Origin of the sequence: Sphingomonas panacis (genome assembly GCF_001717955.1) — a bacterium.
In the GTDB taxonomy this organism is placed as follows: domain Bacteria; phylum Pseudomonadota; class Alphaproteobacteria; order Sphingomonadales; family Sphingomonadaceae; genus Sphingomonas; species Sphingomonas panacis.
The window spans coordinates 2266832-2291411 of sequence record NZ_CP014168.1; the positions used below are offsets into that span (position 1 = coordinate 2266832).

Annotated in this window: 18 protein-coding genes and 3 pseudogenes; 8 read left to right on the forward strand and 13 right to left on the reverse strand. The window is 63.0% G+C overall.

The annotated features are described in order from the left end of the window. Window positions 1–325 precede the first annotated feature (325 nt). Together J0A91_RS10300 and J0A91_RS10305 are read left to right on the forward strand one after the other, a co-directional pair. Window positions 326–1927 (forward strand): glycoside hydrolase family 43 protein, encoded by a 1602-nt coding sequence (locus tag J0A91_RS10300; RefSeq protein ID WP_083224937.1) that lies wholly within the window; start codon window positions 326–328, stop codon window positions 1925–1927. Further along, window positions 1924–3495, forward strand: coding sequence for an MGH1-like glycoside hydrolase domain-containing protein (locus tag J0A91_RS10305; RefSeq protein WP_069204847.1), 1572 nt, complete (start codon window positions 1924–1926; stop codon window positions 3493–3495). Before J0A91_RS10300 ends, J0A91_RS10305 begins: the two co-directional genes overlap by 4 nt. On the opposite strand, the gene J0A91_RS10310 is transcribed toward J0A91_RS10305, so the two are convergent. Continuing rightward, on the reverse strand, window positions 3486–4523 hold the full coding sequence (locus tag J0A91_RS10310) for a LacI family DNA-binding transcriptional regulator (protein ID WP_069204848.1): 1038 nt from the start codon (window positions 4521–4523) through the stop codon (window positions 3486–3488). The genes J0A91_RS10305 and J0A91_RS10310 overlap by 10 nt on opposite strands. A 253-nt stretch (window positions 4524–4776) precedes the next feature. Further along, a complete protein-coding gene (locus J0A91_RS10315; RefSeq protein ID WP_069204849.1) occupies window positions 4777–5001 on the reverse strand; it encodes a DUF2274 domain-containing protein in 225 nt (74 codons plus the stop codon). A gap of 297 nt (window positions 5002–5298) precedes the next feature. On the opposite strand from J0A91_RS10315, the gene J0A91_RS10320 reads away from it, so the two are divergent. After that, complete coding sequence (locus J0A91_RS10320) at window positions 5299–5538, forward strand: hypothetical protein (protein WP_069204850.1); 240 nt, start codon at window positions 5299–5301, stop codon at window positions 5536–5538. Window positions 5539–5656: 118 nt separating this feature from the next. Here J0A91_RS10320 and J0A91_RS10325 read toward each other — a convergent pair whose 3' ends face one another. The 7 genes and pseudogenes from J0A91_RS10325 to J0A91_RS10355 all read right to left on the reverse strand — a co-directional run bounded on the left by J0A91_RS10325 (window position 5657) and on the right by J0A91_RS10355 (window position 12398). Then, on the reverse strand, window positions 5657–6838 hold the full coding sequence (locus J0A91_RS10325; protein WP_069204851.1) for a TraB/TrbI/VirB10 family type IV secretion system protein: 1182 nt from the start codon (window positions 6836–6838) through the stop codon (window positions 5657–5659). After that, window positions 6835–7767, reverse strand: a complete 933-nt coding sequence (gene trbG / locus J0A91_RS10330) for a P-type conjugative transfer protein TrbG (RefSeq protein ID WP_069204852.1) — start codon at window positions 7765–7767, stop codon at window positions 6835–6837. The genes J0A91_RS10325 and trbG overlap by 4 nt, the downstream gene beginning before the upstream one ends. Further along, entirely contained in the window at window positions 7764–8576 is an 813-nt protein-coding gene (trbF, locus tag J0A91_RS10335; protein WP_069204853.1) for a conjugal transfer protein TrbF, read from the reverse strand. The genes trbG and trbF overlap by 4 nt, the downstream gene beginning before the upstream one ends. 3 nt (window positions 8577–8579) lie before the next feature. Next, window positions 8580–9878, reverse strand: coding sequence for a P-type conjugative transfer protein TrbL (gene trbL, locus J0A91_RS10340; RefSeq protein WP_069204854.1), 1299 nt, complete (start codon window positions 9876–9878; stop codon window positions 8580–8582). A 90-nt stretch (window positions 9879–9968) separates the two neighbouring features. Continuing rightward, window positions 9969–10724, reverse strand: coding sequence for a P-type conjugative transfer protein TrbJ (gene trbJ, locus J0A91_RS10345; RefSeq protein ID WP_240502257.1), 756 nt, complete (start codon window positions 10722–10724; stop codon window positions 9969–9971). 383 nt (window positions 10725–11107) lie between these two features. Next, window positions 11108–11311, reverse strand: a pseudogene (locus J0A91_RS10350) (IS3 family transposase); the annotation flags it as partial. A gap of 16 nt (window positions 11312–11327) precedes the next feature. Beyond that, a complete protein-coding gene (locus tag J0A91_RS10355; protein ID WP_069204855.1) occupies window positions 11328–12398 on the reverse strand; it encodes an IS110 family RNA-guided transposase in 1071 nt (356 codons plus the stop codon). A gap of 216 nt (window positions 12399–12614) precedes the next feature. Between J0A91_RS10355 and J0A91_RS10360 the strand changes: the two are divergent. From J0A91_RS10360 to J0A91_RS10380, 5 genes and pseudogenes are all read left to right on the forward strand, one after another. Beyond that, window positions 12615–12791, forward strand: a pseudogene (locus tag J0A91_RS10360) (transposase); the annotation flags it as partial. Window positions 12792–12931: 140 nt separating this feature from the next. Next, window positions 12932–13525, forward strand: coding sequence for an RNA polymerase sigma factor (locus J0A91_RS10365; protein ID WP_083224939.1), 594 nt, complete (start codon window positions 12932–12934; stop codon window positions 13523–13525). Beyond that, window positions 13449–14423, forward strand: a complete 975-nt coding sequence (locus tag J0A91_RS10370; protein ID WP_169833123.1) for a FecR family protein — start codon at window positions 13449–13451, stop codon at window positions 14421–14423. Before J0A91_RS10365 ends, J0A91_RS10370 begins: the two co-directional genes overlap by 77 nt. Window positions 14424–14556: 133 nt before the next feature. Then, window positions 14557–17352 (forward strand): TonB-dependent receptor plug domain-containing protein, encoded by a 2796-nt coding sequence (locus J0A91_RS10375; RefSeq protein ID WP_083224616.1) that lies wholly within the window; start codon window positions 14557–14559, stop codon window positions 17350–17352. A 16-nt stretch (window positions 17353–17368) separates the two neighbouring features. After that, window positions 17369–20515, forward strand: a complete 3147-nt coding sequence (locus J0A91_RS10380) for an amidohydrolase family protein (RefSeq protein ID WP_069204858.1) — start codon at window positions 17369–17371, stop codon at window positions 20513–20515. A gap of 271 nt (window positions 20516–20786) precedes the next feature. Here J0A91_RS10380 and J0A91_RS10385 read toward each other — a convergent pair. From J0A91_RS10385 to J0A91_RS10400, 4 genes and pseudogenes are all read right to left on the reverse strand, one after another. Then, window positions 20787–21001: pseudogene (locus J0A91_RS10385) on the reverse strand (transposase); the annotation flags it as partial. A gap of 689 nt (window positions 21002–21690) precedes the next feature. Next, window positions 21691–22725, reverse strand: coding sequence for an aromatic ring-hydroxylating oxygenase subunit alpha (locus tag J0A91_RS10390; protein ID WP_169833124.1), 1035 nt, complete (start codon window positions 22723–22725; stop codon window positions 21691–21693). Window positions 22726–22815: 90 nt separating this feature from the next. Continuing rightward, entirely contained in the window at window positions 22816–23586 is a 771-nt protein-coding gene (locus J0A91_RS10395) for a cyclase family protein (protein WP_069204861.1), read from the reverse strand. Further along, window positions 23586–24572 (reverse strand): fumarylacetoacetate hydrolase family protein, encoded by a 987-nt coding sequence (locus J0A91_RS10400; RefSeq protein WP_069204862.1) that lies wholly within the window; start codon window positions 24570–24572, stop codon window positions 23586–23588. The genes J0A91_RS10395 and J0A91_RS10400 overlap by 1 nt, the downstream gene beginning before the upstream one ends. Window positions 24573–24580 lie beyond the last annotated feature (8 nt).

The window sequence follows — 24580 nt, forward strand, 5'->3', positions numbered from 1 at the left end:
AGGCGCGGGCTGCGACGTGCCTTCCGCTCCCGGTGTAAGCGTTTGCGCCGCGAGTGGACTGGTCGTTGCTAGCGCTAGCATGCATGCGGTTGTTTCGGTGAGAAGCTGCCGTCGGGCAGCTTTGAAGTTCAGCATTGATATCCTCCCTTTAAGCGCCTGCGGCGCGATCACCTTAGAACCCAACGATCTTGGTCGTCTTACCTCTGCCATGATTGCGCTACTATGCTAGCGCTGGCAATGTTCACTTGCTGAGATTGTCGTCTATGGTATGGGATATATCCTCGTCAAGGGTGCACGCATGGTCTGGCCAAGAGAGGACGCAATCATGAAATTCGCTCGATGCACGGCCGCGTGGATTACCGCGTTGGCGCTCTCCACCGGCGTTGCTCACGCAAAAAGTGGTGGCGTGCGGCCAAGCTTCATCAATCCGATTCTGTTCGCCGATTATTCTGATCCCGATGCTGTTCGGGTAGGCCGCGACTATTATCTGGTCGCGTCGAGCTTCCATTTCTCGCCCGGTCTGCCGGTGCTTCACTCGCGCGACCTCGTCCATTGGACGATCATCGGGCATGTCTTGCCTAAGCTGCCGTTCGCGCCCGAATACGACATGCCCGGCCCGCACACCCTGACCGACGCCATCTCGAAACCCGTCGGCGGTACGCGCTACGCTGGGGGCGTCTGGGCGCCGGCGATCCGGTTCCACGCGGGCAAGTTCTTCGTCTACTGGCCGACACCCGACGAGGGTATCTTCATGGCGACCGCGACCAATCCGGCTGGCCCGTGGAGCAGACCGGTGACAGTAATCGCCCAGGCCGGGCTCGAAGACCCATGCCCGTTCTGGGACGATGACGGCAGCGCATGGCTCGTCCACAGCCGGACCGGCGCCGGGCCGTTGATCCTCCACCGGATGAGCACCGACGGCACCCGCGTGCTCGACCCCGGCACCGTCATCGTTGAGGACAAGGTGCATCTGCCGACGCTCGAGGGCCCCAAGCTCTACAAGCGCAACGGCTGGTATTACATCTTCGCGCCGTATGGCGGTGTTTCGACCGGCCCGCAGGCGGTCGGCCGCGCACGCGATATTCGCGGACCATACGAATGGCGCACAGTGCTCAAGCCAGGCACGAGCGGGGTGCTGGGGCCGCATCAGGGCGCGTGGGTCGAGACGCCGTCGGGACAAGGCTGGTTCCTCCACTTCAATTCGGCCGGCGCATTCGGCCGGATCGACTATCTCGAACCGCTGCGCTGGGTCGATGACTGGCCGTTGGTGGGAACGCCGATCAAGGGTGACGCCGAGGCAGGACAGCCGGTGGCGTCCGCACCAATGCCCGACACCGGCAGCGCCCCCACCCGCGACAGGATTCAGGCTTCGGACGACTTCGGGTCTCCACGACTCGGTCTGCAATGGGAGTGGAACCACAATCCCGATGATCGCGCGTGGAGCCTCACCGCGCGCCCGGGCTGGCTACGGCTGAGCGCGTTGCCAAGCGCGCATCTGGTCACCGCGCGCAACACGCTGACTCAGATCCTCCACGGCCCGGCGAGCCGGATCACGACCCGGATCGACGTGTCGCGTATGCGCGACGGTCAGCGCGCCGGGCTGTCGCTGTTCGGCGTCGGGCCGAGTTGGATCGGCATCGTGCAGGACCACGGCGCGCGGCGGATCACGCTCGCCTCGAAAGGTGTCGAGACCCCCGGTCCGGCGCTGTCCGGCGCTACGGTTACGCTGCGCGGGGATGTCGCCCCCGATCAGACGGTGCGGTACAGCTACAGCTTCGACGGCGCGCATTTCGCATCGTTCGGCGATGCCATCCCGCTCGCCAAATTCTCCTGGTGGAAGGGATCTCGCCCGGCTCTGTTCAGCTTCACCAGCATCGGACAGGGCGGCAGCATCGACGTCGATTCGTTCCAAGTGGAGCAGCCATGACCGTCGATCGCCGTCTTTTCCTCGCCGGCACCGCCGCGCTCGCGCTGCCGGCCGCCACGCGGGTCACGTCAGCGGTGAGCGACGCACCGGCCTTCACCACTGCCAACGCCTGCTGGCAGGGCGCGTATGACAGGGCGCTGGCGGTGCTCGCTAGCAACGTCCGCGTGCTGCCCCACATCCCCGATCCCGTGCTGATCGAGGGCGCGCAATATCAGGGCATCTGGCAGGAGTGCGGGCCGCACGAGGCGCTCGTCTATCGCCGCTGGCGACCCGACGTGGCGCGCGCGAGCCACCGCACCTTCTTCGATCTCCAGCTCGCCGACGGGCAACTGCCCGCTAACAACAAGCTGACCGAGACGGGCTTCGGCCAGATTCAGATGGTCGTGCCGATCGCCGCGACCGCGTGGGAACTCGCACGTGACACTGGCGACAGTGAGTTGCTGGAGGCTGCCTATCGCGCCTGCTCGGCGTGGGATGATTGGCTGATGCGCCACCGCAACACGCGCGGCACTGGGCTGGTCGAGGGGTTCTGCACCTATGACACGGGGCATGACAACAGCCCGCGCTGGGCCGGCGTGCCCAACCAATGCCCAAACAAGGACGCGCGGCGTTTCCCGCCCGGCTTCGCGTTGCCGCGGCTGTGCCCGGATTTGTCGGCGACCGTCTATGGCGGACGCTGCGCGCTCGCCGATATGGCGCGCGCGCTTGGCAGAACCGCCGACGCGACCCGCTGGGACGAGCAGGCCGAGGCGATCCGCCGGCTGATCCTGGACCGGCTCTACGTTCCCGACGACGCCGCGTTCTACGATCTCGATGCCGAGAACCGTTTCATCCGGGTACGCGGCGATATCCTTACGCGTGTCGTCGGCGAGCATGTCGTCGACCAGCGGACCTTCGATACCTTGTGGCAGCGCCAGCTTGGCAATCCCGAAGCTTTTTGGACGCGCTTCCCGCTGCCGTCGATCGCGCTCGACGATCCGACGTTCGTACGGCCGATCCCCGGCAACAGTTGGGGCGGCGCGGCACAAGCGTTGACCGCGCTGCGCACTGGGCGCTGGATGGACCATTACCGGCGCTCGGCCGAGTTCGGCACGCTGATGAATCAATGGTGCGGGGCGATTCAGCGCGACACCAGCTTCCGCCAGCAGATCGATCCGGTGAGCGGCGCGTTCACCCATGCCGATTCACCGGGCTATTCGCCCTCTGCGTTGGTGATGGTCGATTTCACGTGGCGGCTGGTCGGCGTACAGCAGGCCCGCGACGAACTTTATTGGAACTGCCGTCCGCATCATCCCGCAGCGCACAACACACATGTCGCGCTCAAGACCAACCAAGGTCGGCGCGCGACGCTCACCTACGATGCACAAGGCGCGACGTTGCGCCTCGATTCGGTTCGTGTCGCGCGGATCGAAGGCGGCGGCGTCCGGCTGGTGACGGACACAGCCGGCCAGCCGTTGCGGCTGACCGGGATCGAGGCGGCTCGACAGACGCTCACGTTGCGGCTGCGGGACGGCCGCTCGCGTCGAGTCTCGCTGTCGGCGAATGAAGACGTTCTGCTTCACGCTTGATCGGGCACCGCCGCGGCAGACTCGCCGGCAATCAGGACAAGCTCGGCACGATCGACCTGGGTGATCGGCAATCCGCCGAGCCGATCGAGCAATTGCCGCGTTGCCTGACGCGCCATTTCGTCAAACGGGCGCAGCACGGTCGTCAGCGCGGGCGTAAGCATCTGTGCGAGTATGCTGCCGTCGAAGCCAACCACAGAAAGCCTATCCGGCACAGCGATCCCGCGCGCCGCAGCAATCTTCAGGACCGCAGCCGCCATGATGTCGTTGGCGGCGAAGATCGCGGTGGGTGGATCGGCCTGGGTGAGGAATTCCTCGGCGGGCGCTAAGGCGGATGCGAAACCGTAATCGCCTTCCGCCTCTGCCGACAGCGTGATGCCAGCGTCGTCGAGCGCCTCGATGAAGCCCATCCGACGCTCGACTGCGGAGATCATGTCCTGCGGACCCGTCACCATTGCTATCCGCCGATGCCCGAGCTGGACCAGATATCGGGCCACCTGAGCGGCGGCGCGGCGTTCTTCGGAGATGATGACCGAAACATAGCCTTCGACAGGCGTCGCCGAGAGCGCCACGGCGGGCACGCCCTCCTCGGCAAGCGCGTCGGCAAGGCCGGCGATGCCCGAAACTGGCGGCAGCACGACAAGCCCATCGACCCGCGAACGATGGACAAAGTCTATCACGTCGTCGATCGCAAGGCTGTCCACCGGCGGCGTCGAATGCATGATGAGCTCGTAACCGTCGGGCGCGGCCTCCCCGACAATGCCCCGTTGCACGGCCTCCAGCACCAATGCATTGCGATCGTTGTGGACCATGCCGATCAGGAACGATCGTCCCATCGCAAGCGCGCGCGCGCGCGCGCTTGGGCGGAAGTTTAGCCGGACGATTGCCGCCTCGATCTTCTCACGGGTTCTGGCATTGACCTTGGGCGACCGGTTTAGGACGCGCGACACGGTGCGGATCGATACGCCCGCTGCCTCAGCGACGTCGGTGATGGTGGGGTCGGCATTGGCGTGCCGTTCAGTCTGTCGCAACCGCTTCGCCCTTCGGACTTTTCATCATCGTGTGAGACTAGGCACTCTCCTCGGACTTCGAAAGGATATCCTTATGGGCGGCTGCTGCCGCGTGCATGGTCGGGCCGAAGTTGTTCACTAGGGGGCCGATAATCCTACGATGAGATCGATTCAGACGACAACCAGGCGGCACACTGCCTCGTCGTTCATCCCTCTAGCAGCTCAAACTGCTCACGTTGCAGCCATGATGTTCGGGATGCGGCGAGGGCATGGCTCAGCTTTTCGGACCGGCTTGCCGCATCTTCGTGAAACCGCGGTCGCTGTCGAGGAAGGCGCGAAGCATGTAGGGGATGAGATCCGACACGGTTTCCTTTTGCCCGTAAGCATTTTCGTACAGGGTCGCGTAGTCGGCCAAATCGACATTCAAATCCGGGCTGATGCTGATGGCCAGCTTCACGGGGGTTCGATCGGGGATGCGGGCAAGCTTGAGGTCTGGCATTTTTCCGGTCTCCTATTTTTTCCACGGCGCGAGAATGAGTTCATATGCCGACAGCAAAACTATGCTGAGTTCTCGAAGCATTTGGCGGTCTTCTGTGCTAGATTAGCGAAAGTCAATCGGCATAGTCCTGTCCGAGTGGACGCGACCGAGATTGGTTGGTTGTATGGAAAGCGCGTATCGCGAAAGCCGCTCTCGGCGGCAGATCGAGGGGCCGCTGGCTCCGCACTTCGGGGTTTACTCCGAGTACCTTGCGGAACTCGGCTATTCCTATGTGTCGCACAAAAAAAGACGTTCATCGTGGGCGACTTCAGCGCGTGGCTCGGCCGTCGAGGGATCAATCTCGATCGGTATGGCCCGGAAGACGAAGCGGCGTTCATCCGGGGCTCCGTAAGGCGGCATTCCTCCAAGCGGCGCGGCGAGCGCTTCGTTCTGGACAGCTTGAAAGCATGGCTGCGCGAAACAGGCATCCCCTTCGACACCAAGCCGGGCAAGTTCCGGCCCGACGACAAACTTATGACGTTCCTCAACCAGCTGTAGGAGACAAAACTATGCCGATGACGCTCAGTCGAATTACTCAATGCTATCATGATGTTGACCTCCAGAGACGTTCGTCTGTCGGGATAGTCTCGATGTCGGCATATGATTTCGTGTTCCGTTAGCGGAATACGAGATCCTTGTGGACGACCAGCCGCACGGTCGCGCCGGGTCGGATCGTGATCGTCGGCTGGATGTCGAGATTGCGCGACGTGAGTTGATCGCCGGCGCGCGAGACGTTCTGCTGGGTCGATTCCCGGATCGCCTGGACGAGGTCGCTCTCACCGGTAACCGTCAGTTGCGAACCCACGCCGAGCAAAGTGGAGAGCGCGACGCCCTTGAGCAGTGCCCATGTGTGGAAGTCGACCTTGTCCTGCAGCCCGGCATAGCCCGACGCGTCGGTCGCCGGGACATTGTCGATCCTCAGCGAACTGCCATCGGGCAGCATGATCCGCTGCCAGACAATCAACGCGCGCTTCTGGCCGAATGCCACGACGCTGTCGTAGCTGCCGATCAGCCGTGATCCTTGGGGAATGAGAAGGATGCGACCGGTGGGACTGTCGAACACCTGGGCAGTTACCTGTGCCGTGACCAAACCGGGCAGGTCGGAACGAAGCCCTGTGATCAGACTTGCCGAAATCACGCTGCCGGCGGAGAGCAGATAGGGTGATGGCGCTGCAGTCAGCGTGTGCGGGTTGACGTCGTCCGAACGGTCGAGCGTCCCGACGAACTGCGCCTTGCGGCCCTGCGCGTTCGGATCATGGCCGGGGTCTAGCGCCGGATTTGCCGCTGGCGTCGGAAGTGGAGTTGGTGTTCCCGCTGCCTCAGCAACGGTTGGTGTCGAGGCGGTGGTGCGGCCTTGCACCAGCACGCCCGACTCGCGTGCCGCCTTGAGTTCGGCGAGCTGGCGCTCGCGTTCCTGCGCCGCTTGGTTGTTCGATGGATCGCTACCCGTGCCGGTTTCCATCGCCATCCGGCGCTGGCTCTCGAGGATCGGTCGTCCGAGATCTCCCGGCAATGGCGGTCCTAGTTTCGGCGCATCTCCGTAGGTCGCGGGCAGTCCATTCAGGGCATCGGCTGATGGCCGATTGCTCGGTTCAGACAAGTCCTGGCGATCGGCAACGGCGCTGAACACGCGCGGCTTGAGCGCGATCCAAGCCACCGCCATCAGGCTGACCGACCCAAGCGCGGCAATGGCGATGATGACACCGCGTCGAAACCGGATCGCGCGGGCGGGTTTGCTCCGAATGGCGAAGGTCTCGGGATCGACCTTCGGAAGCGGAGGCGTAGCGTCCTCGCTCATGAGTGTTTACCGTTCCGCAAAGCGCTGTCTTCGGCGACGCGACTGATGCGGACTATCTGCTGCTTTTTGGTGCCGAGCCTGAGTTCGGCGACATCGAAGATGCGATCGATGACGTAGAAGCGGCCGCGGACGCGGTAGTTGGCGAGTTCGGTCTCACCCGCAGGTCCAATGATGAAGAATGGCGGCGCCTCTCCAACGGCGATGCTCGCCGGAAACTCGATGAACGTCTGACGGCCGTCGTCGAACGCGCGCAAGGGCCGCCATGCGGGCTGGTCACCGCTGATCGCGTAGTCGAAATGGAGGCTGTCGACCGATAGACCTTCCGCAACCGGTGCAGCTGCCGCAGCTTGCTCGGCAACTCGGCGCAGCGCGATCAGCTGGTCCGCTGGATAAGTCCACGACAGCGCCGCCATCGCAGTGCGCGCAGTGGCGGTAAGCTGGACGTGATAGCTTCGCCGGTCGGTGGTGATGACGAGGTTGGTGGCGAGACCCGAAGCAAACGGCTTCACCAGGATATGCGTACGCTTATCCGCGCCGGTGCCGCTGGTCGTGTCACCGATCACCCAGCGCACGGTGTCGCCTGCGGCGACGGCGACGAGGCTCTCGCCAGGCTGGAGGGCAATGTCGGTCACTGCGCCCGGCGCGGTGTAGACCTGGTAGATCGCGCCATCCGTAAAGGGAAAGACCTGCACGGCGTTCACGAACCCCTGCGACTGCGGTTGCTGCGTTGCCGCTTTGTTGGCAGCGGCGACGCGCGCCACGTTGGGGTTGATCGGATGTTTGATGCGGACGCGATTGATTGGGGACTTCGAAGCCGGTGCGTTGGCGGGCGCGGCGACAGGAGGCGGCACCTTCGGAGACGCGACGATCTGCGCGGATGCTGGAGCGGTCGCGAGGGCGATAGCCGAAACGGCAAGGATGAAGGTCATTGGTGTGACTCCGAGGCGGGCTGCGTGGGCGCAGCGAGATTGGGATCGAGCGGAGAGCCGAGCGGCAGGCTGACTGCTGCTGGCGCCGTGGGAGCCGGGGTGGCCGATGGTCGCGTCGGCGTCGGCGGATCAAGTTCGCGGCTCCAATCGACTGCGTCGACATAGACGCCGAGCGGATTTCGGCGAAGCGTATCGGCGTCGCTCGGTGGCTTGATCACGATCGTGAGGATCGCGGTCCAGCGTGAGGTCCCGGCCTGGGTGCCGCGCTCATAGGCGGTCTCGACCCACTTGACCTGGAACGAGCGGTCCGATGCCCGCACCACGCTGGTGACCTGCACCGACACGGTTCGCTCGCCAATATTGGCGAAGGGATCGGCGGCGCGCGCATAGTCGCCGAGGAACTGGCTGCCGCGCTTGGTCGTGAAATCATAGGCTTCGAGCCAGTCCTGGCGGACGAGTACCGGATCAAGCGGACGGCCACGGACGTTCGCGATGAAGCGCGACAGGTGCCACGCGATCTGCGGATCGGTCGGACGATAGCCCGCCTCGGCCTTGGTGACGGCGCGCGCTTCGCCGAGCCGATCGACCTCGACAACGTAGGGCGTGACGCGACTCTGGGTCGATTGCCAGACGAGACCGGATGAAAGGCCGCCGGTCAACGCAAGGCACCCGAACGCCATCAGTCGCCAGTTGCGCGCCTGCACGCGGGCGGACCCGATCCGCTCGTCCCAGACCTGACCGGCGCGTTGATACGGCGTTTCGGCTTGCGGGGTTCGTCCATATCGCTGGACGGCGCGTTTGAAGGTCATCGATCAATCCCTTTCCTTGATGTCGGGGGTGGCGGAGGCGCCGCCGCGGTCACCCTGCTGGATGGCGTGCATCGCGATCTGGCGGTGATGACGAGCGGTCTGTTGGCCGCGCATGGCGCGTGCCCATGCGGGAACACCGTCGCTGCCGTGGCTTTGCGCGGGATCGCCGCTGCTGGTGCGATGGAACGCGTTCCATGCGGCGGTGCGGCCCTGGGAGGCGGCTTCGCCGAGGCCGAGCGCGCTGGAAGCGCGTTCACGCGCGGCGTTGCCAGCGGCGCGCGCGACACCGCCGAGGCCCGCCGTCATGGTCGGCGCCGGTGCGGCCTCCTTGCCGAGGTTGTATGCGGTTGATGCAGCAGACCCCATCGACGTGCCGGCGCGGACGGCGCCAAGCACGGCACCACCAAGCGCGCTGGCACCGCCAGCGACAGCACCGCCGGCGAGCATAGTGATGCCCGCCGCACCGGCCGTAGTGCCGAGCGCCGCGCCGGCGCCGAGTTGTGGCGCGCCAGCGACAAGGCCGGATGCGATGCTTGGACCGAAAATCCCGAGGCCGAAGATGGTGAGGCTGGCGAGCATCAGGCTCATTGCCTGGCCGATATCGGGTTCCTGGCCTTGAAGCGCCGCAGTGAACTCGGTGAAGAAGTTCGAGCCGATGCCGACGATCACGGCGAGCACCATGACCTTGATCCCCGAAGACACGACATTGCCGAGTACGCGCTCGGCGAGGAAGCTGGTGCGGTTCCACAGTGAGAACGGCACCAGGATGAAGCCCGCCAGCGAGGTCAGCTTGAACTCGACGATGGTCACGAACATCTGCACGGCAAGGATGAAGAAGGTGATGATCACGACCGCCCACGCAAACAGCAGCACCGCGATCGTCAGGAAATTATCGAAGAAGGTCGTGAACCCCATCAGTTGTGAGACTTGCTGAAGGAGGGGCCATGCCGCCGAGAAACCGGTGCCCGCGAGCCGACCGGGCTTCAGGAGATCGGCCGCCGTCAGCGTGCCGCCACCGGCGGTCAGGCCGGCTTGGGTAAACGATCGGAAGATGATGCCGGAGAGCGTCGAGAAGCTGTTCAGGATGAACGCGAACGCCCCGACGTACAGGATTTTCTTGATGAACCGGCCCATGACATTGTCATCGCCGCCCAAGGCCCAGAACAGCCCGGCCAACGTGATGTCGATGCCGATCAGGGTTACGGTCAAGAAGCGAACATCACCGCCGAGCAGCCCGAACCCGGCGTCGATGTAGGTGATGAACGTTGCCAAGAAGCGGTCGATGATGTTGAGATCGTTCATGGGGCCGTGGCCTGCGAAATGAGAGAGGTCGCGGGGCGGGGGAGGCGAAGATGCGTGGGGTGCATCTTCCCACCCCGCCTTCCGGTGCGCCTAACGGGGGGTGTAGGCGGAGCCGGAACCGAGGAACTTGCGTGTAGCGGCCTGCGCGTCGATCTGGGCCTGCGCTTGCCGCGCGCGCTCGATCGTCTCGGCACGATATTGCGCGGCCATCATGGTCTGAATCTGGAACTGCTGCTTGGCGGTCAGCGCGAGTAACTGGTTGGTGGCTTGGCTGACCTGCAGCGATCCCTCGGCGCCCTGGCTCTTGGCAACGAGCGATGCCAACGTCTGCGAGTCGGACGCGACATTCTCAGCGACCTGCGCCTGCACGGTCATGGTATGCTGGTAGGCGGACATCGCGGTGTCGAGCCGCGTGCGGGCAGCGATGACCTGATCGTTGGTGCGGAGCGCAGACGAGAAGCTTTGCGGGAAAAGCTGGCGAAACTGTTGATCGAGACCGGAAACGCGAAACTGGATGCCTTGGGCCTGGCCCATCAGCTCATCGACCTGCTGCAGCGTCTGCTTGAGTGCCTGCAACTCCGGGAAGTCGATCCGGGTCAGATTCTTCGCTTGGTTGATCAGCATGTTCGCTTCGTTCTGGAGCGACTGGATCTGGTTGTTGATCTGCTGGAGGGTGCGCGCGGCAGTCAGCAGATTCTGGCTGTAATTGCTCGGATCGAACACGGTGAACTGCGCCCGCGCGGGTGTCGCGGTCATGGTCAGGCCCATGATGAGGGAGCCGACGCTGCCAACGCCGAGTGCGCCAGCGATCAGATATTTGCGTGAAGATATGAAAGGAATGCGCACGGACAGACTCCTCAATTTGGGGAGCCTTGAAGATCGATGAATTGGTCCGTCGGCGGGAGAACCTGTCTGGCGACAGGGGGTGTCAATTGGGTGACATCAATCCCGAAAGTGCCTCACCCAGAGTACGGAATATTCGCAAACGTGCCCACCGGTCACCGGCTGCTCTCGACCCAGGCCGTGTGAAAACGGAGCATGCTCCCCAGGCCGATAGCTTGTTTGCGAAAATGCATACACGGCGCGGGGCAATCGTTCGTCAGGTCGCGATGGCAGCCAGCATCCTCCGCACCCCCACAATGTTGAGCACGCGGGTCAGCTTATAGGCGAGAACGTGGAGCGCCATCTCGGTTGAGACGCGAGGCTTGGTCTGAGTAGCCCCGAGTTTTCTAGACGCCTTCAGCTTTCGCAATCTGCTGCCGTTCCAACGCGACGGGCGACAGCATACCGTTCCTGACCTGCTTGCGCACCGGGTTGTAGAACATCTCGACAGAATCGAACACGTCCTGGCGGGCTTCCTCGCGGGTTTTGTAAGTTCGGCGCCGGATGCGTTCGCGCTTGAGCGATGAGAAAAAGCTCTCGGCGACGGCGTTGATGCTCCTATGTTGGTCAAGCGCCTTTTGCGGCGGCCGTTACCGGCGGCGTTCCGGTGCAGAGATGCTGGTAAATCTCGCGTGCGATATAGCGTTTCAGGCATCGCCGGATCTCGCGAGGTGATTTGCCTTCGGCGGTTCGCCGCTGGATGTATTCTTTGGTCGGCGGGTGATGGCGCATGCGGACCAGGGCTACCCGGTAGAGGGCGGCGTTCGCCCGACGATTGCCGCCGCGGTTGAGGCGATGGCGGCTGGTCTTACCGCTCGAGGCCGGCACCGGGCAAACACCGCAGAGCTTCGCGAACGCGGCCTCGGATCGGATCCGCTGGGGATTGTCTCCCAGCACGACGAGCATGTCGACGACGGTGCCAGTCGATACGCCCGGCGCGTCCATCAGTGCTGGCGCCTGGGCACGTGCCAGCGTTTCGAGCACGGCCTCATGCTCCTTGATCTCGGTGTCCAGCATCAGCCACCGATTGGCTAACGCCCGCAGCGCCATCTTAGCGGATGCGGTGGTCGAGGTAGCTGGGCCTGGACGTAGCGCCGCGATCGCGCGGATGAGCGTCATCTTGCCGGTGATGCCGATAAATCGTTCGCGCAGCGGCTGCGGCGCATTCACCAGCAAGGTCTTGAGCGTGACCATCGCCTGGGTTCTTGCCTTGACGCCGGTATCGCGGGCGATCTTGAGATGGCGGATCATTTCAACGGCACCGTCACCGGATTTGGGTTGTCCCTCTGCATCGCCCGCCAGCACGCTACGCGCGGCCGACTCGGCATCGACGGTATCGGTCTTGCCGTGCCGGCGGCGGAGCTGGCGATTGACGCGGCCAACTTCTACGACGCACAAGCCCTGGGCGGTCAGCGCCCGACTGAGGCCGGCCCCATAGGAACCCGTGCCTTCGATGCCGAAGGCATGCACGGAGCCGTGGCCAGTCGCCCAGGCGGCGAGTTGCTGGTAGCCTTGCCCTGTTGCGGGAAATGATGCGGTGGCCAGGCGCGTGCCCAATCCACTGATCGCGACCACGACGTGTACGTCCTTGTGCGTATCGACACCGATGAGGACCGCCTCGGGTATGATATCATGCATACGGGTCCTCCAGGTTGGTGGAACCCGAAGGCGATCTGCGAGCGGACAGGACTGTGACGGGACGGCACTCCCTCAGGCTCCTATCAAGTCACGTCTCGCGACGCCCCGGGTGCAGCCTGGAGGGCCGACAGATCAACGCCATGACACGTGGTCAATCGTAAGCACGGGTCAGGCCTCCCAGGCTGCACCGGTATACTCACAGTCATGGCAGTTGCCGCGGCGGCTCACCGCGCGCGCCTTGACGCGGAGATGGACCACCGCCTGGTCGGCGAAGACAGCGCTCGCAACACGCGCAACGGCTACGGTCGGAAGACCGTGATGACCGATACCGGCAAGCTGAAGATCGATGTGCCGCGCGACCGTCAGTCGAGCTTCGACCCGCGACTGGCAGCAAACGCAGTCGGGTAGGAGCGCGATGCCCAGCCCGACCCTGGCCAGATCCACGGTGGACAAACTCCAAATTTCGTGAAAGTTTCCTAAGAGGAAAAAAATGGGAGAGAGATGTCCGGAATGCGACAACAACGGGGTCGCTAATGGAACATCTTCGTGCGAAGCTCGACTGGTTCAAGACGATCATACTGCCGCACCAAAGCGCACTGAGCGCACGTGTGCGCCGGCTGTCCTCCGGCGATCATGAGCATCAGGATCTCATCGCGGAAATCCTGGCGCGCGCTTACGCCAATCCGAACTGGCGTGAGGTGACGCACGGGCGAGCCTATCTTTTCACCATTGCGCGCAATCTTGTCATCGACCAGGCGCGCCGTGACAAGGTGGTGTCTTTCGAGACGATCAGCGAAGTCGAAATGCTTCGCTCAAGCCTCGACTGCGAAGCTCAGCTCTGTGCGCGCGACGAACTGCGACGTGTGCAACGCATTCTCGATGATCTGCCGGATCAATGCCGCCGTGTCTTCATCGCGCGTCGCATTCACGAAAAATCCATGGCCGAGATAGCGGGTCACATGGGTCTGTCCGTTTCTACGGTCGAAAAGCATTTGGGCAGGGCGATCCGGTTGTTTATGGCGGCGCTGGCACAGCAAGGGAATGGCCCGATTGAGCAGGAGCACAGGGCAGACCCGGGACGCCATCGAGGCGCAGGCAGCAGCCTATCTCGCGGCATCCTTAAATGACCCCGATCCTGCGACGCGCCTGACGATCACCGACTGGATCGAGCGCGATCCGCGACATGCCGTCGCGTACGCGCAGGCGGAACTGGCGTGGGACGCCGGGGAACGGCTGAAGGGACAGGATTTCTCGGCACCTCATCCCGTAAGCGCAGCATCGGCGGCGCGCGGTATCACCCGCCGCAATGTGATCGCTGGTGCCTCGGTTGCCGCGGCTGTGGCCGCCATCGTTCCGCTCGGCGTTTGGCTCAGCCGGGCAACGCGCTACAGCACCGCGATCGGCGAAGCGCGGGACGTGGCGCTGGCAGATGGATCGCGCGTGCATCTCAACACGGACACGCAGGTCCAGGTCGCGCTGTCGGCCGATCGGCGGCAGCTTTCGCTGGTGCGCGGGGAGGCATATTTCGATGTTGCGCATGATCCCACGCGCCCATTCGATGTCGCGGTGCCGGGCGGCGTCGTGCGCGCGATCGGAACCGCGTTCAACATCCGCCTGCGCGGTGCAGTGGTCGAGCTCACGGTGATGCACGGCATCGTCGGCGTGCGCACGGCGGAGGGGGTGATGCGGCGGGTGCCGATGGGCGAATCCGCAGTGATCCAGCCGAGGACCGTCGCGGTCGGCCACATGGACGAAAGTGCGATCGCGAAGCGGGTGGCGTGGCGAGAGCGCATGATCTTGTTGAACGGGGAGACGGTCGGCGAGGCTGTCGCCGAGTTCAATCGCTATCGCGCCGCGCCAATTCTGATCGGCGATCAACGCATCGCCGGGCTGCGTATCGGCGGCCGTTTCCGCACCGACGAATCGTCGGAGTTCTTGCGCGCACTGGAGCAGACGCTGCCGGTTCATTCGGCCAGCGAAGACAATGGCTCCGTGCTGCTGATGTATGCGGACCAGACGACGTAGGCCCGGGCGGCACGCATTCGCTCGAAAGAGAAATCTGAAATTTTCGTTACATTTATATGGCGGGTTTGCCCGGCCGGTTCCGTTTTACCTCGGGAGACGACGATCGTCCGCTGTGGCTAAGGGGGAATTGCCAATGCGTTTGATGCTGCCCATGCTCTATGCCTCCGTCGCGTGCCTGGCGCTTGTGGCACCACCGGCGCTTGCCGTCGTCGAGCCTTCCAAGGCGCTTTCGGAAAAACATCATTTCGACATCCCGGCGCAGGGCCTGAATGCAGCGCTGCTGTCGTTGTCGCGGCAATCGTCGATGCGAATCCTGTTTCCTTACGAGGAGGCGAGTCGGTACGAAGTGCGGCCGGTGCGCGGCTGGCTTTCCACCAGTGAGGCGCTTTCCCGGATGATCGAGGGGACGCCGTTACAACTCGCCTACGCGCGGGACCGTACCTTTACGATTGCGGCGCGGAGCAAGGCCGGGCTGCGACCGGCTGGCTTCACCTCCGATGCGGTGGCGGCGCCAGCCCCCGCGCCGGCGGCGGCCGAACCCTCGCCGCAGGAGGACGCGCCGACCGACGTCATCGTCACCGGCACGCGGCAGACCAACCGCACCGTCGCGCAGAGCCTCGCGCCGATCGACGTTGTGAGCAAAGCCGATCTCCAGACCTCGGGCAAGCAATCGGTGCGCGACCTGCTCGGCACGCTCGTCCCGTCGATCAGCGTGTCGAGCAGCGGCTCGGGCGCGAGCTTCGCGGTCAAGACCCTGTCGCTACGCGGGCTGTCGGGGGATCAGGTGCTGGTCCTCGTCAACGGCAAGCGCCGTCACAACACCGCGACGCTGTTCATCAACGGCACCACCCAGAACGGCCAGTCGCCGCCCGACCTCGATCTCATACCCGCCAACGCGATCGACCATATCGAGGTGCTGCGCGACGGTGCATCGGCGCAATATGGATCGGACGCGATCGCGGGCGTCGTCAACATCATCTTGAAGAAGGATGCCTCGGGTTCGGCGACGGTGATCGGCGGTGCGAACGGGGACGGCGGCGGCGAGACCGGGCGGTTCCAGATCGACAAGGGTATCACCACGCAAGGCGGGCATATCCACGTCTCGGTCGACGGCTATATGCAGGGCCGCACTGTCCGCGGCGGGCCGAACCTTTCGCAGCTCTATTTCGCCGGCGATCCGCGCGAGGCGACTGCCGATCGCCGCGTCAACAAGCCCGGCCAGCCGCAGGTGGTCGGCGTCAACGGCTCGATCGATGTCGCGCAGACGCTCGGCACGAATGACATCGAAGCTTATGTGTTCGGCACCGGCTCCAAGCGCGAGGCCGATGCCTTTCTCACCTTCCGCAATCCCAACGCGACCAACAACATTCCGCAAATCTATCCTAACGGATACATTCCGCACCTGCACGTCCACGACGAGGATTATCAGGTCTCCGGTGGCTTGCGCGGCGAGGGGCCGCTCGGCGTGCATTTCGATCTGAGTACCAGCTACGGCTACAACAAGGTCCGCTACGTCGAGACCACCGCACTCAACGCTTCGCTCGGGCCGGCGAGTCCGAGCACCTTCTATATCGGCAAGGTGATCGGCACCGAGTGGACGAGCAACCTCGACCTGACCAAACATGTCGAGCTTGGGTTGGTCGAGCCGCTGCAAATCGCGGTAGGCGCCGAGTATCGCGAGGATACCTATGAGATCGGCGCGGGTGACGTGCCGTCTTATGTGGACGGCGGGTATCGGACCCCGGCCGGGCAGCCCAACGCCGGTGTTATCCGCCAGGCGGGCTCACAAGGCGTGACGGGCTTTCCGCCCTCTGCTGCCGGCACGTTCGGGCGGAACAACAAGAGCATCTATCTCGATCTCAGCCAAAAGGTGACCCGGTGGCTGGAAGTGTCGGCATCGGGGCGCCACGAGGCCTATTCCGACTTCGGCACCACCAACAATTACAAGGTTTCGGCGCGGATCGAGCCGATCAGGGGCATCGCCGTGCGCGGCACGATCAGCACCGGGTTCCGCGCGCCAACATTGCAGCAGGAACATTATGCCTCCTCTTCGACAATCGGGGTGCTGCTGCCGGGGGCTACAACCACGGTGCTGGCGCCAGTGCGTGCATTGCCCGTCGATGACACGGTAGCGCGCGCGCTCGGCTCGCAGCCGCTCCGGCCGGAAAAATCGACCAATTATTCCGCCGGCCTCGTGCTGACGCCGATCAACAACCTCAACGTCACGGTCGATGCTTATCAGATCGAGATCGATAACCGCATTCTGCTGTCCGGCACGTTGACCGGCGCGATTGCCGCGAACGGCACGCTGAACCCGGTGGCGACGATCCTCAACGCGGCCGGGCTCAACCCGGTGCAGAGCGGGTTTTTCTTCTCGAACGCGGCGAGCACGCGCACCCGAGGGCTCGATGTGGTCGCGACCTACCGTGCTGGTCTCGGTGACTTCGGTAAGGCGGTGCTGACGGTGTCGGGGAACATCAATAAGACCAAGTTCACCCGGCTCGACGTGCCGGCGGTACTGGCCACGCAGGGACTATCCCTTATCGATCGCGCGCGGCAGGGCGATTTCACCAGGGGCACGCCGCGCAACAAGGAGATCGTCAACCTCTACTGGACGCTCGGCGCCGTCTCGGCGAACGTGCGCGCGACCCGCTACGGCGAGGTCACGCAGGTTGCTGCCGCCCGCGCTGCGGACGGCATCTACCACGACGATACGGTCGCGCCGAAGGTGCTGTTCGATCTGGAACTCGGCTACCAGTTGACCACGGGCATCAAGCTCTCTGCGGGCGCGAACAACCTGTTCAATATATACCCCAATAAGCTGTCGGCGGTGAATCAGGGCAATACCGGCTTCGCGCTCTACAACTCCTATTCGCCCTACGGTTTCAGCGGCGGCTTCTACTACGGCAAGATCAACCTGAGCTTCTGACGCGCGGAGTAAGAACATGACGGATAAGCATTCGCGCAGGGGACTGACGCGCCGCGAAACCCTGGCGGCCGGCAGTGCAGGTGCGCTGATCGCGGGCGTTGCCACCAGCGGCGCGGGTGGTGCGGGCAGGGCTGCACCGCCCGCCGCCAAGACGGTGATCGTCGAGGACGCGACCAACGTCGCGCTCGCGATGTCGCCGGACGGTGGCCGGGTCGCATTCGATCTGCTCGGTATCCTGTGGACGGTGTCGGTCGCGGGCGGTGTGCCAGCCAAGCTGACGGGCGCCTATGACGACCTCGGTCAGCCCGATTGGTCGCCTGATGGCAAGCATATTGCCTTCCAGTCCTACCGCACCGGCAATTTCCACATCTGGAGTGTGCCGGCGACCGGCGGCGCACTTGTTCAGCATACCGACGGCAGTTGTGACGATCGCGAACCGCGCTGGTCGCCCGATGGGAAGACCATCGCCTTCTCAAGCGACCGTGCCGGCGGCCGCTACGCTATCTACCTGCTCGACGTGGCAAGCGGTACGGTAACGCCGTTCTCAAGCGGCAAATCGCAGGATTCGGAACCTTGCTGGTCGCCCGACGGCAAGCGGCTCGCTTATGTTGCCGATGCCACCCGGCTGATGGTGGCGGACATCGGCGGCGGCGCGGCGCAAATGGTCGCGTCGGTGCCGGTCTCGACCGATCGCTTCCACGCCTCCGAACTGCACGCGCCGAGCTTCGCGCCCGATGGCAGGCTCGCCTTTACCCGTATCGACGGCAAGGGCGCGACACTCGTGGTCGAAGGCAAGGACGTGATCGTCGGCGAGGATCTCTACCCGTTTCGCCCCGCTTGGATCGGCGCGGACTTCCTCTACGGATCGGGCGGCAAGATCCGGCGCTGGTCGGGTGGCGAAAAGAGCGTGGTCGCGATCAAGTGCGCGGTGCCGGTCTCGACGCCGCGCTATGCGAAGAAGACGCGGGATTTCGATAGTGTCGCGCCCAAGCCCGTCGTCGGTATCGTCGGCCCGCAACTTTCGCCTGATGCTCGGCAGATTGTCTTCGGCGCGCTCAACGATCTGTACCTGCTGACCATTGGCGGAGCGCCCAAACCCCTTGTCGCCGACCGCTGGTACAAGGTTGATCCCGCGTGGTCGCCGGACGGCAAGTGGCTGGCCTATGCCTGCGATCGCGGCGGCACGCTCGACATCTGGCTGCGCGACATGGCGCGCGGCGTGGAGCGGCAACTTACCAATCTGCCCGATCAAGGCGCGGTTTCGCCGAGCTGGTCGCAGGACGGCAAGACGATCGCATTTCTCGATCAGGACGGCGCGCTGCATACCGTCGATGTCGCGAGCGGCGCGGTGCGCAAGGTGTTCGGCGCCTTGTGGGAACCGGGCCGGCCGAGCTTCGGCCCCGACGGCAAGACCATCGCGTATGCCGCCTTCAAGCCCGTCACCGCACGCTATCGCGAGGGCCATTCCGAGATTCTCACCGTCGATCTTGCGACCGGCAAGGGCACTTACACGGCGATCGCGCCGGGCAAGTCGCTGGGTGTGCGCGGCCTCGACGGCCCAGTGTGGTCGCCGGACGGCAAGACGCTCGCCTATGTGTTCGCGAGCAACCTGTGGACGGTCGCGGTCAACCCGGACGGCAGCTTCGCGGGCGCCCCGAAGCGCATTACCAGCGACGTTACCGACGCGCCGAGTTGGAGCGGCGATTCACGGCATCTGCTGTATCTGAGCAACGGCAAATTGCAGATCGTGCCGGCGACCGGGGGCTCGCCCGTCATCGTGCCGTGCCGGCTCTCCTGGGCCAATGCAAAGCCGAAGGACCGCACGATCCTGCGCACCGCGCGCCATTGGGACGGCACCAGCGACGGCTATGCCGGGCCAGCCGACATCGTCATAGACGGCAATCGCATCACCGCCATAACCGGGGCGGGCAGCGCCAGCGATGCCAATGCGCGGATTGAGGATGCGGCGGGACTCACCCTCATGCCCGGCCTCGTTGACATGCACACGCACCGGCAGATGCAGGGCTATAATTACGGCGATCGCATGGGCCGGATCTGGCTGGCGATGGGCGTTACCGCGACGCGCAGCCCGGGCGCGCCAGCCTATCACATGGTCGAGGATCGCGAGGCGATCCAGAGCGGCAAGCGTATCGCGGCGCGCCACTTCGCCACCGGCGAGGCTGTCGATGGATCGCGCATCTACTATAATTTCATGCGACCGGTCACTGAGCCAGGTCAGATCGCGCTGGAGATGGCGCGCGCCAAGGCGCTCGATTACGACATGGTGAAAACCTACGTTCGTATGCGCCACGATATCCAGAAGGAGGTGGTCGAACAGGCGCATGCGATGGGCATGCATCTCAGTTCGCATTATCATTATCCGGCGTTGCTCAGCGGCATGGATGGCATGGAGCATCTCGGCGCCACCAATCGCTATGGCTATTCGCGCACCATCACCAGCGGCGGCGGCGGCTATCAGGACGTCAACGGCCTGTTCGCCGCCGCGCACGCAGGGCGCACGCCGACGTTGTTCGTGGCGAGCGTGTTGCTCGGTGAGGACGACGGCCTCGCACGCGATCGTCGCATCAAGACCCTGTTTCCGCCGTGGGAATATGCCAAGCTGATGCAGCGTGTCGCAGCGATGCGCGAGGGCGACCCAGACACGTTCCTGACCTCTCTTCGCCGTCAGGTCGCGCAAATCCAGCAGACGATGGCGCTGGGCGGGAAGATCATCTCGGGCACCGACGCGCCGATCGATCTGGTCGCGATCAGCCTGCATCTGAACCTGCGCGGCATGGTGAAGTTCGGGATCAACCCCGTCGATGCGCTGAAAACCGCGACGAGCAACGCGGGCGAGTTCCTCAACGAGCCAATCGGTCGCATCGCGCCCGGCATGCTCGCCGATCTCGTCCTCGTCGATGGCGATCCACTCGGACGGATCGCGGATGCTGCTGCGGTCCGCAAGGTGATCGCCAACGGCTATGTCCATACGCCCGAATCGCTGATGACGCCGTTTGCCGCGCCCGCCCATTCGAATGTGCGCAACCACGAACTTCCGGCGCGCGACGGGCACTCGCACCATTATTGGGAAACTGTTGCGTATGTCGAAACCGGACGCGCGTCCTGCTGCGCGGATCACTGGCATCCTCAGCTCAACGCCTGAATGATAGACGGACGCTTGATGACGAATGCTGCTACTGCTGCTTGACGGCAAATGTTGCTGATCACTGATTCCTGGAACAAATTGATATGTTTGGCGCGGAATAAGCCATGCTGCAGTAAGCGGCCGGGCAATTGCGGATTCTCAAGGCTGCCGCGATATAATCTGAACAGGCGTCTGAAGTTGGAAGGGCGCTTGTCTGCTGATTGTGTCCCACCGGGCGGTGTAGCTTCGGCGGTGTAGCCGCTTTGATCTCCGGTCAGTCACGGGTCGATCACGTCGCCATGGACGACAACGTGACGAGGGGATCATCGCTCAATTGCGAAACGCTTTCAGTGTCATGTAGCGGCCCCGCTGGACGGCCCACCCGTCGTTCTGCTCGAGCAGCAAGGCGCCGACGAGACGGGTAATGGCATCCTCGTTGGGGAAGATGCCGACGACGCCGGTGCGCCGCTTGATCTCGCCGTTCAAGCGTTCGAGGGGGTTGGTAACCGGTATGAGGGTTGCCGGTGCCAAAATCCCCGCCGAGATCATCCTGGTTTTGGTATATGGTGCCACCATCCGGGACAGAGGCGCCGGGAGCACGAAAGTGTGGGCAGGCCGATGTATTCGATGAACTGAGAGCTCGAGTTAGTAGCTGGCCGCCTCTGCGACTCGCCCGGTTGCGCCGAGAGCGCGAATCCGTAGGTGTCGTGTCGCCCACCGCTCCCGTCGTCATGCTGACTGGAGGAACCAATGCGACGTGTGATCGGAATGGATATCCACCGAACCTTTGGCGAGGTGGTAATTTGGGAAGAGGGCAAGCTCAGGCATCCATTCCCGGTTCGACGCTTGGACTTCTGCTCCCACCGTAACCGGTCGTTCAAATACTATCCTGCGGCCTTCCGGTGACGCGCCCATATTCGGCCCTGAACGCCGCAGCCGGCGTTCCCACCGCCAAGCTTTCCATGGCTAGGCGATGGGAGTCAAATGCGAATGACGCGACAGGCAGGCGCGTCTGTAATCGGCTCGAGTTTAAAGCAAATTTATCATTCCTCATCCCGAACAACATTTTTGGTGCTTCAGATAAACGTGCCCGTCGACCGCCGTCTCATCCAGACACCTTGATGGCCCCAAGTCGTTCACGATCCATAGGGGGGCGGCCAATTGGAATGTCCTGCTTCCGCGGAGCGGGTTTTTCATCCTCGCTGCTCTTTGTTGATAAGCCGTTCCATCAATTTGCGCATAAGAAATGGGCCCTTATCCTGAGGTAGGAAGACCTTTTTCGCGCTGGAGTCAGTAAGGTTCCATATACGCTGCTGCGCCTCGATGATGGTGCGATCCTCTTCAAACGTCTTCATGACGACGTCCATTCTCTCGGCGAGCTTTCGCGTAATTTCGGCCGTGCTTCCGATGAGTCCGGTCGCATAATGATAAGCTGTTCGCGTCTCGGAAATTGGGGTCACTGCCTGTTGCTCGATGTTCCGGACGATGGGTTCCTCGCCAACAGGCTCCTTATATTGAAGCCTTGCCGCTGTTCCCGCAGGAAAGCGCGCGCCGGAAAGAATGAAGACGCCAGGAACCGCGAAGTCATAGGCAAGCCAGGCATCAACGGTTTCGCCTGGGCTGCCCGGAAGATCGGCGCTTTCAAACCACCTTTCGAAGCGGATCGCCTGGTTTTTCGAAGCAATTCGCGGGGCGCTCTGCGACCAATACGCGCCAGTGGCGGGACGCAATGACGTCTCGTGCACGAAGTCGACATGCGAAAGATCGCAAAGATTGTCATGCACCAACTGGTAGTGCGCGTCGTACTCGATGCTGTTGGAGCGCATAGGTCGGGTCGGATCGCTAATGCCGTACGCTTTTGGAATTAAGCTCACATCAGCCGCATCAGGTTTCCCCATCCAGACCCATATCCAATCGTCCTGCATGACGACCGGGTATGTGCGGATTCGAACGTCGGGGGGAGTATCGAGCAGCGGCATGTGCAGGCACTTGCCGTCTGGGCCAAACGTCATTCCATGATACATGCATTGCAGATTATTCCCGACAACGCGACCCATCGATAAAGGGGCATGACGATGGGGGCAACGATCCTCAACAGCCCGAAATGAGCCTTGTTCGTCTCTCCAAACGGCGACTGGCTGGTTGATAATCACACGACCGAGCAGCCGACCCTCGCCAGGCACGTCGTGAGCCCAGCAATGCACATACCATGAATTTTCGAGAAACACGTCGATCTCCAAAAGCTGAGTGCAAGTTATGCCTACTCAAACCGCTTGCGGCCCCCACCAAGCGAACGGCCTTTCCCGAGCAGGAAACTGCTAAGTGAACATGGCCACCGTCCTGGTCCAACCAGCACCAGCGCCTTTTATTTTTACAGGAAAACAGATAACTTCAAATCCGAACGACGGCAGAACTTCGAGGTTATGGAGTTTCTCCATCTGCCAATAGGCTGCCTCGCGACCAGCCTTATGTCCCTCCCAGATGATCGCCGGGTCGCCGCTGTCGGCGAAGCGCTTTGCTGTGATGGGAAACGGCGCATCCCACGACCAGGCGTCGGTACCGACAACTTTGACCCCCTGCTCCGTCAGATACAAGGTTGCTTCTCGCCCGATGCCGCATCCTGCGACGAGATAATCGTCATGACCATATCGCATGCCGGCACGGGTGTTCACCAACACGATATCCAGGGGAGCGAGCCGGTGCCCGATCCGATCAAGTTCGACGCGGATGTCCTGCGCGGTAGCCACGTAGCCATCTGCGAAGTGCCGAAAGTCGAGTTTGACACCCCGTTGAAAACAAATGTCGAGTGGCGTCTGGTCGATCGTAGGTGCAGGCTGCCCGCCTGCAGTCGAATGATAATGCCACGGGGCATCCATATGGGTGCCATTGTGCGGGTTTAGCTGCATCTCTTCCACAGCCCATCCTTCGCCGTCGGGCAGATCTTCACGCTTCAGCCCTGGAAAGAACGGCTCTATCTGGTGAAACGTCTCGCCATGAGACCAGTATTTGATCTGCGGGCGAAGCGGAGGAGGGTCGGATATGACGTCCGTTTCGATAGCGATCGAAAGGTCGATAAATCGTCTCGCCATCACATCTTCTCCGTTGAACATACCGTCTGATCGATAGCGCCGAAAACCGACATGCCGTCGGCAAGAAATGCTTCCATTCGCACCTGTTCGCCGAACTTCAGGAATTCGGTTGTCGGCTGTCCCGAATCGATTGTTTCGATGCTGCGCTGCTCGGCGATGCAACTTGATCCGACCTCGCGATATCCGTCATTGGACACTGTGCCAGAACCGACCACGGAACCGGCGCTCAGCATCCGATTGTAGGCGGCATGAGCGATGAGTTCACCAAAACTGAAACCCATCTCACGGCCATTTGGCTTGCCCACGAGTTGCGCATTTCGATGCACATGGAGATCGAGGGCGACGCGACCGTCGCACCAGCGATCGCCCAATTCGTCTGGTGTCACTGCCACGGGTGCAAAAGCAGTCGCTGGTTTGGCACGGATAAACCCGAAGCCTGCCCGCATTTCGATCGGTCCAAACCGCCGCAGACTCCAGTCGTTCGCCAGGAGAACAAGGCAGACCCGCTCAAGCGCTGCCTTGGCTGGCGTTCCTTGCGGCACTTGTTCGACCACGACAGCGAACTCACCCTCAAAGTCTATGCCATCTCCTTCCGACGAAAAAGGCACCGGACCACGAGGCGCAAACGTGTAATCGCTCAGCCCCTGGTACATGAGCGGCCAATCGGCAGGAGCGACGTCATCCAAACCGAAGGCCTTGGCCATCAGCCGACCATGATTTGGGAAGGCCGAAGCATCAAGCCACTGTGCGGGCCTTGGCAAAGGCGCGAGCAGATCAGCGGCATCAAGATCGAACGCCCCGACTTGCGTTCCTGCGCGTAGTGCGTCGGAGCGCGCGCGGAGCTTTGGCGCAGCCTGCTGCCAATTCTCGACGGCTTCGCGCATCGTAGGGACGATGTCAGCACCCGATACTGCTCTGGCGAGATTTTGCGAGACGACCAGTAATTCGCCATCTGGCCGCCCATTTTTTCGCGTTGCTAGTTTCATACCGTCTC

Excerpts from the sequence above, each read along its gene's own strand:
- J0A91_RS10300 (WP_083224937.1), top strand. The coding sequence starts at position 326 with ATGAAATTCGCTCGATGCACGGCCGCGTGGATTACCGCGTTGGCGCTC.
- J0A91_RS10305 (WP_069204847.1), top strand. The coding sequence starts at position 1,924 with ATGACCGTCGATCGCCGTCTTTTCCTCGCCGGCACCGCCGCGCTCGCG.
- J0A91_RS10315 (WP_069204849.1), bottom strand. The coding sequence starts at position 5,001 with ATGCCAGACCTCAAGCTTGCCCGCATCCCCGATCGAACCCCCGTGAAG.
- J0A91_RS10325 (WP_069204851.1), bottom strand. The coding sequence starts at position 6,838 with ATGAGCGAGGACGCTACGCCTCCGCTTCCGAAGGTCGATCCCGAGACC.
- trbG (WP_069204852.1), bottom strand. The coding sequence starts at position 7,767 with ATGACCTTCATCCTTGCCGTTTCGGCTATCGCCCTCGCGACCGCTCCA.
- trbF (WP_069204853.1), bottom strand. The coding sequence starts at position 8,576 with ATGACCTTCAAACGCGCCGTCCAGCGATATGGACGAACCCCGCAAGCC.
- trbL (WP_069204854.1), bottom strand. The coding sequence starts at position 9,878 with ATGAACGATCTCAACATCATCGACCGCTTCTTGGCAACGTTCATCACC.
- J0A91_RS10355 (WP_069204855.1), bottom strand. The coding sequence starts at position 12,398 with ATGCATGATATCATACCCGAGGCGGTCCTCATCGGTGTCGATACGCAC.
- J0A91_RS10365 (WP_083224939.1), top strand. The coding sequence starts at position 12,932 with ATGGAACATCTTCGTGCGAAGCTCGACTGGTTCAAGACGATCATACTG.
- J0A91_RS10375 (WP_083224616.1), top strand. The coding sequence starts at position 14,557 with ATGCGTTTGATGCTGCCCATGCTCTATGCCTCCGTCGCGTGCCTGGCG.
- J0A91_RS10380 (WP_069204858.1), top strand. The coding sequence starts at position 17,369 with ATGACGGATAAGCATTCGCGCAGGGGACTGACGCGCCGCGAAACCCTG.
- J0A91_RS10395 (WP_069204861.1), bottom strand. The coding sequence starts at position 23,586 with ATGGCGAGACGATTTATCGACCTTTCGATCGCTATCGAAACGGACGTC.
- J0A91_RS10400 (WP_069204862.1), bottom strand. The coding sequence starts at position 24,572 with ATGAAACTAGCAACGCGAAAAAATGGGCGGCCAGATGGCGAATTACTG.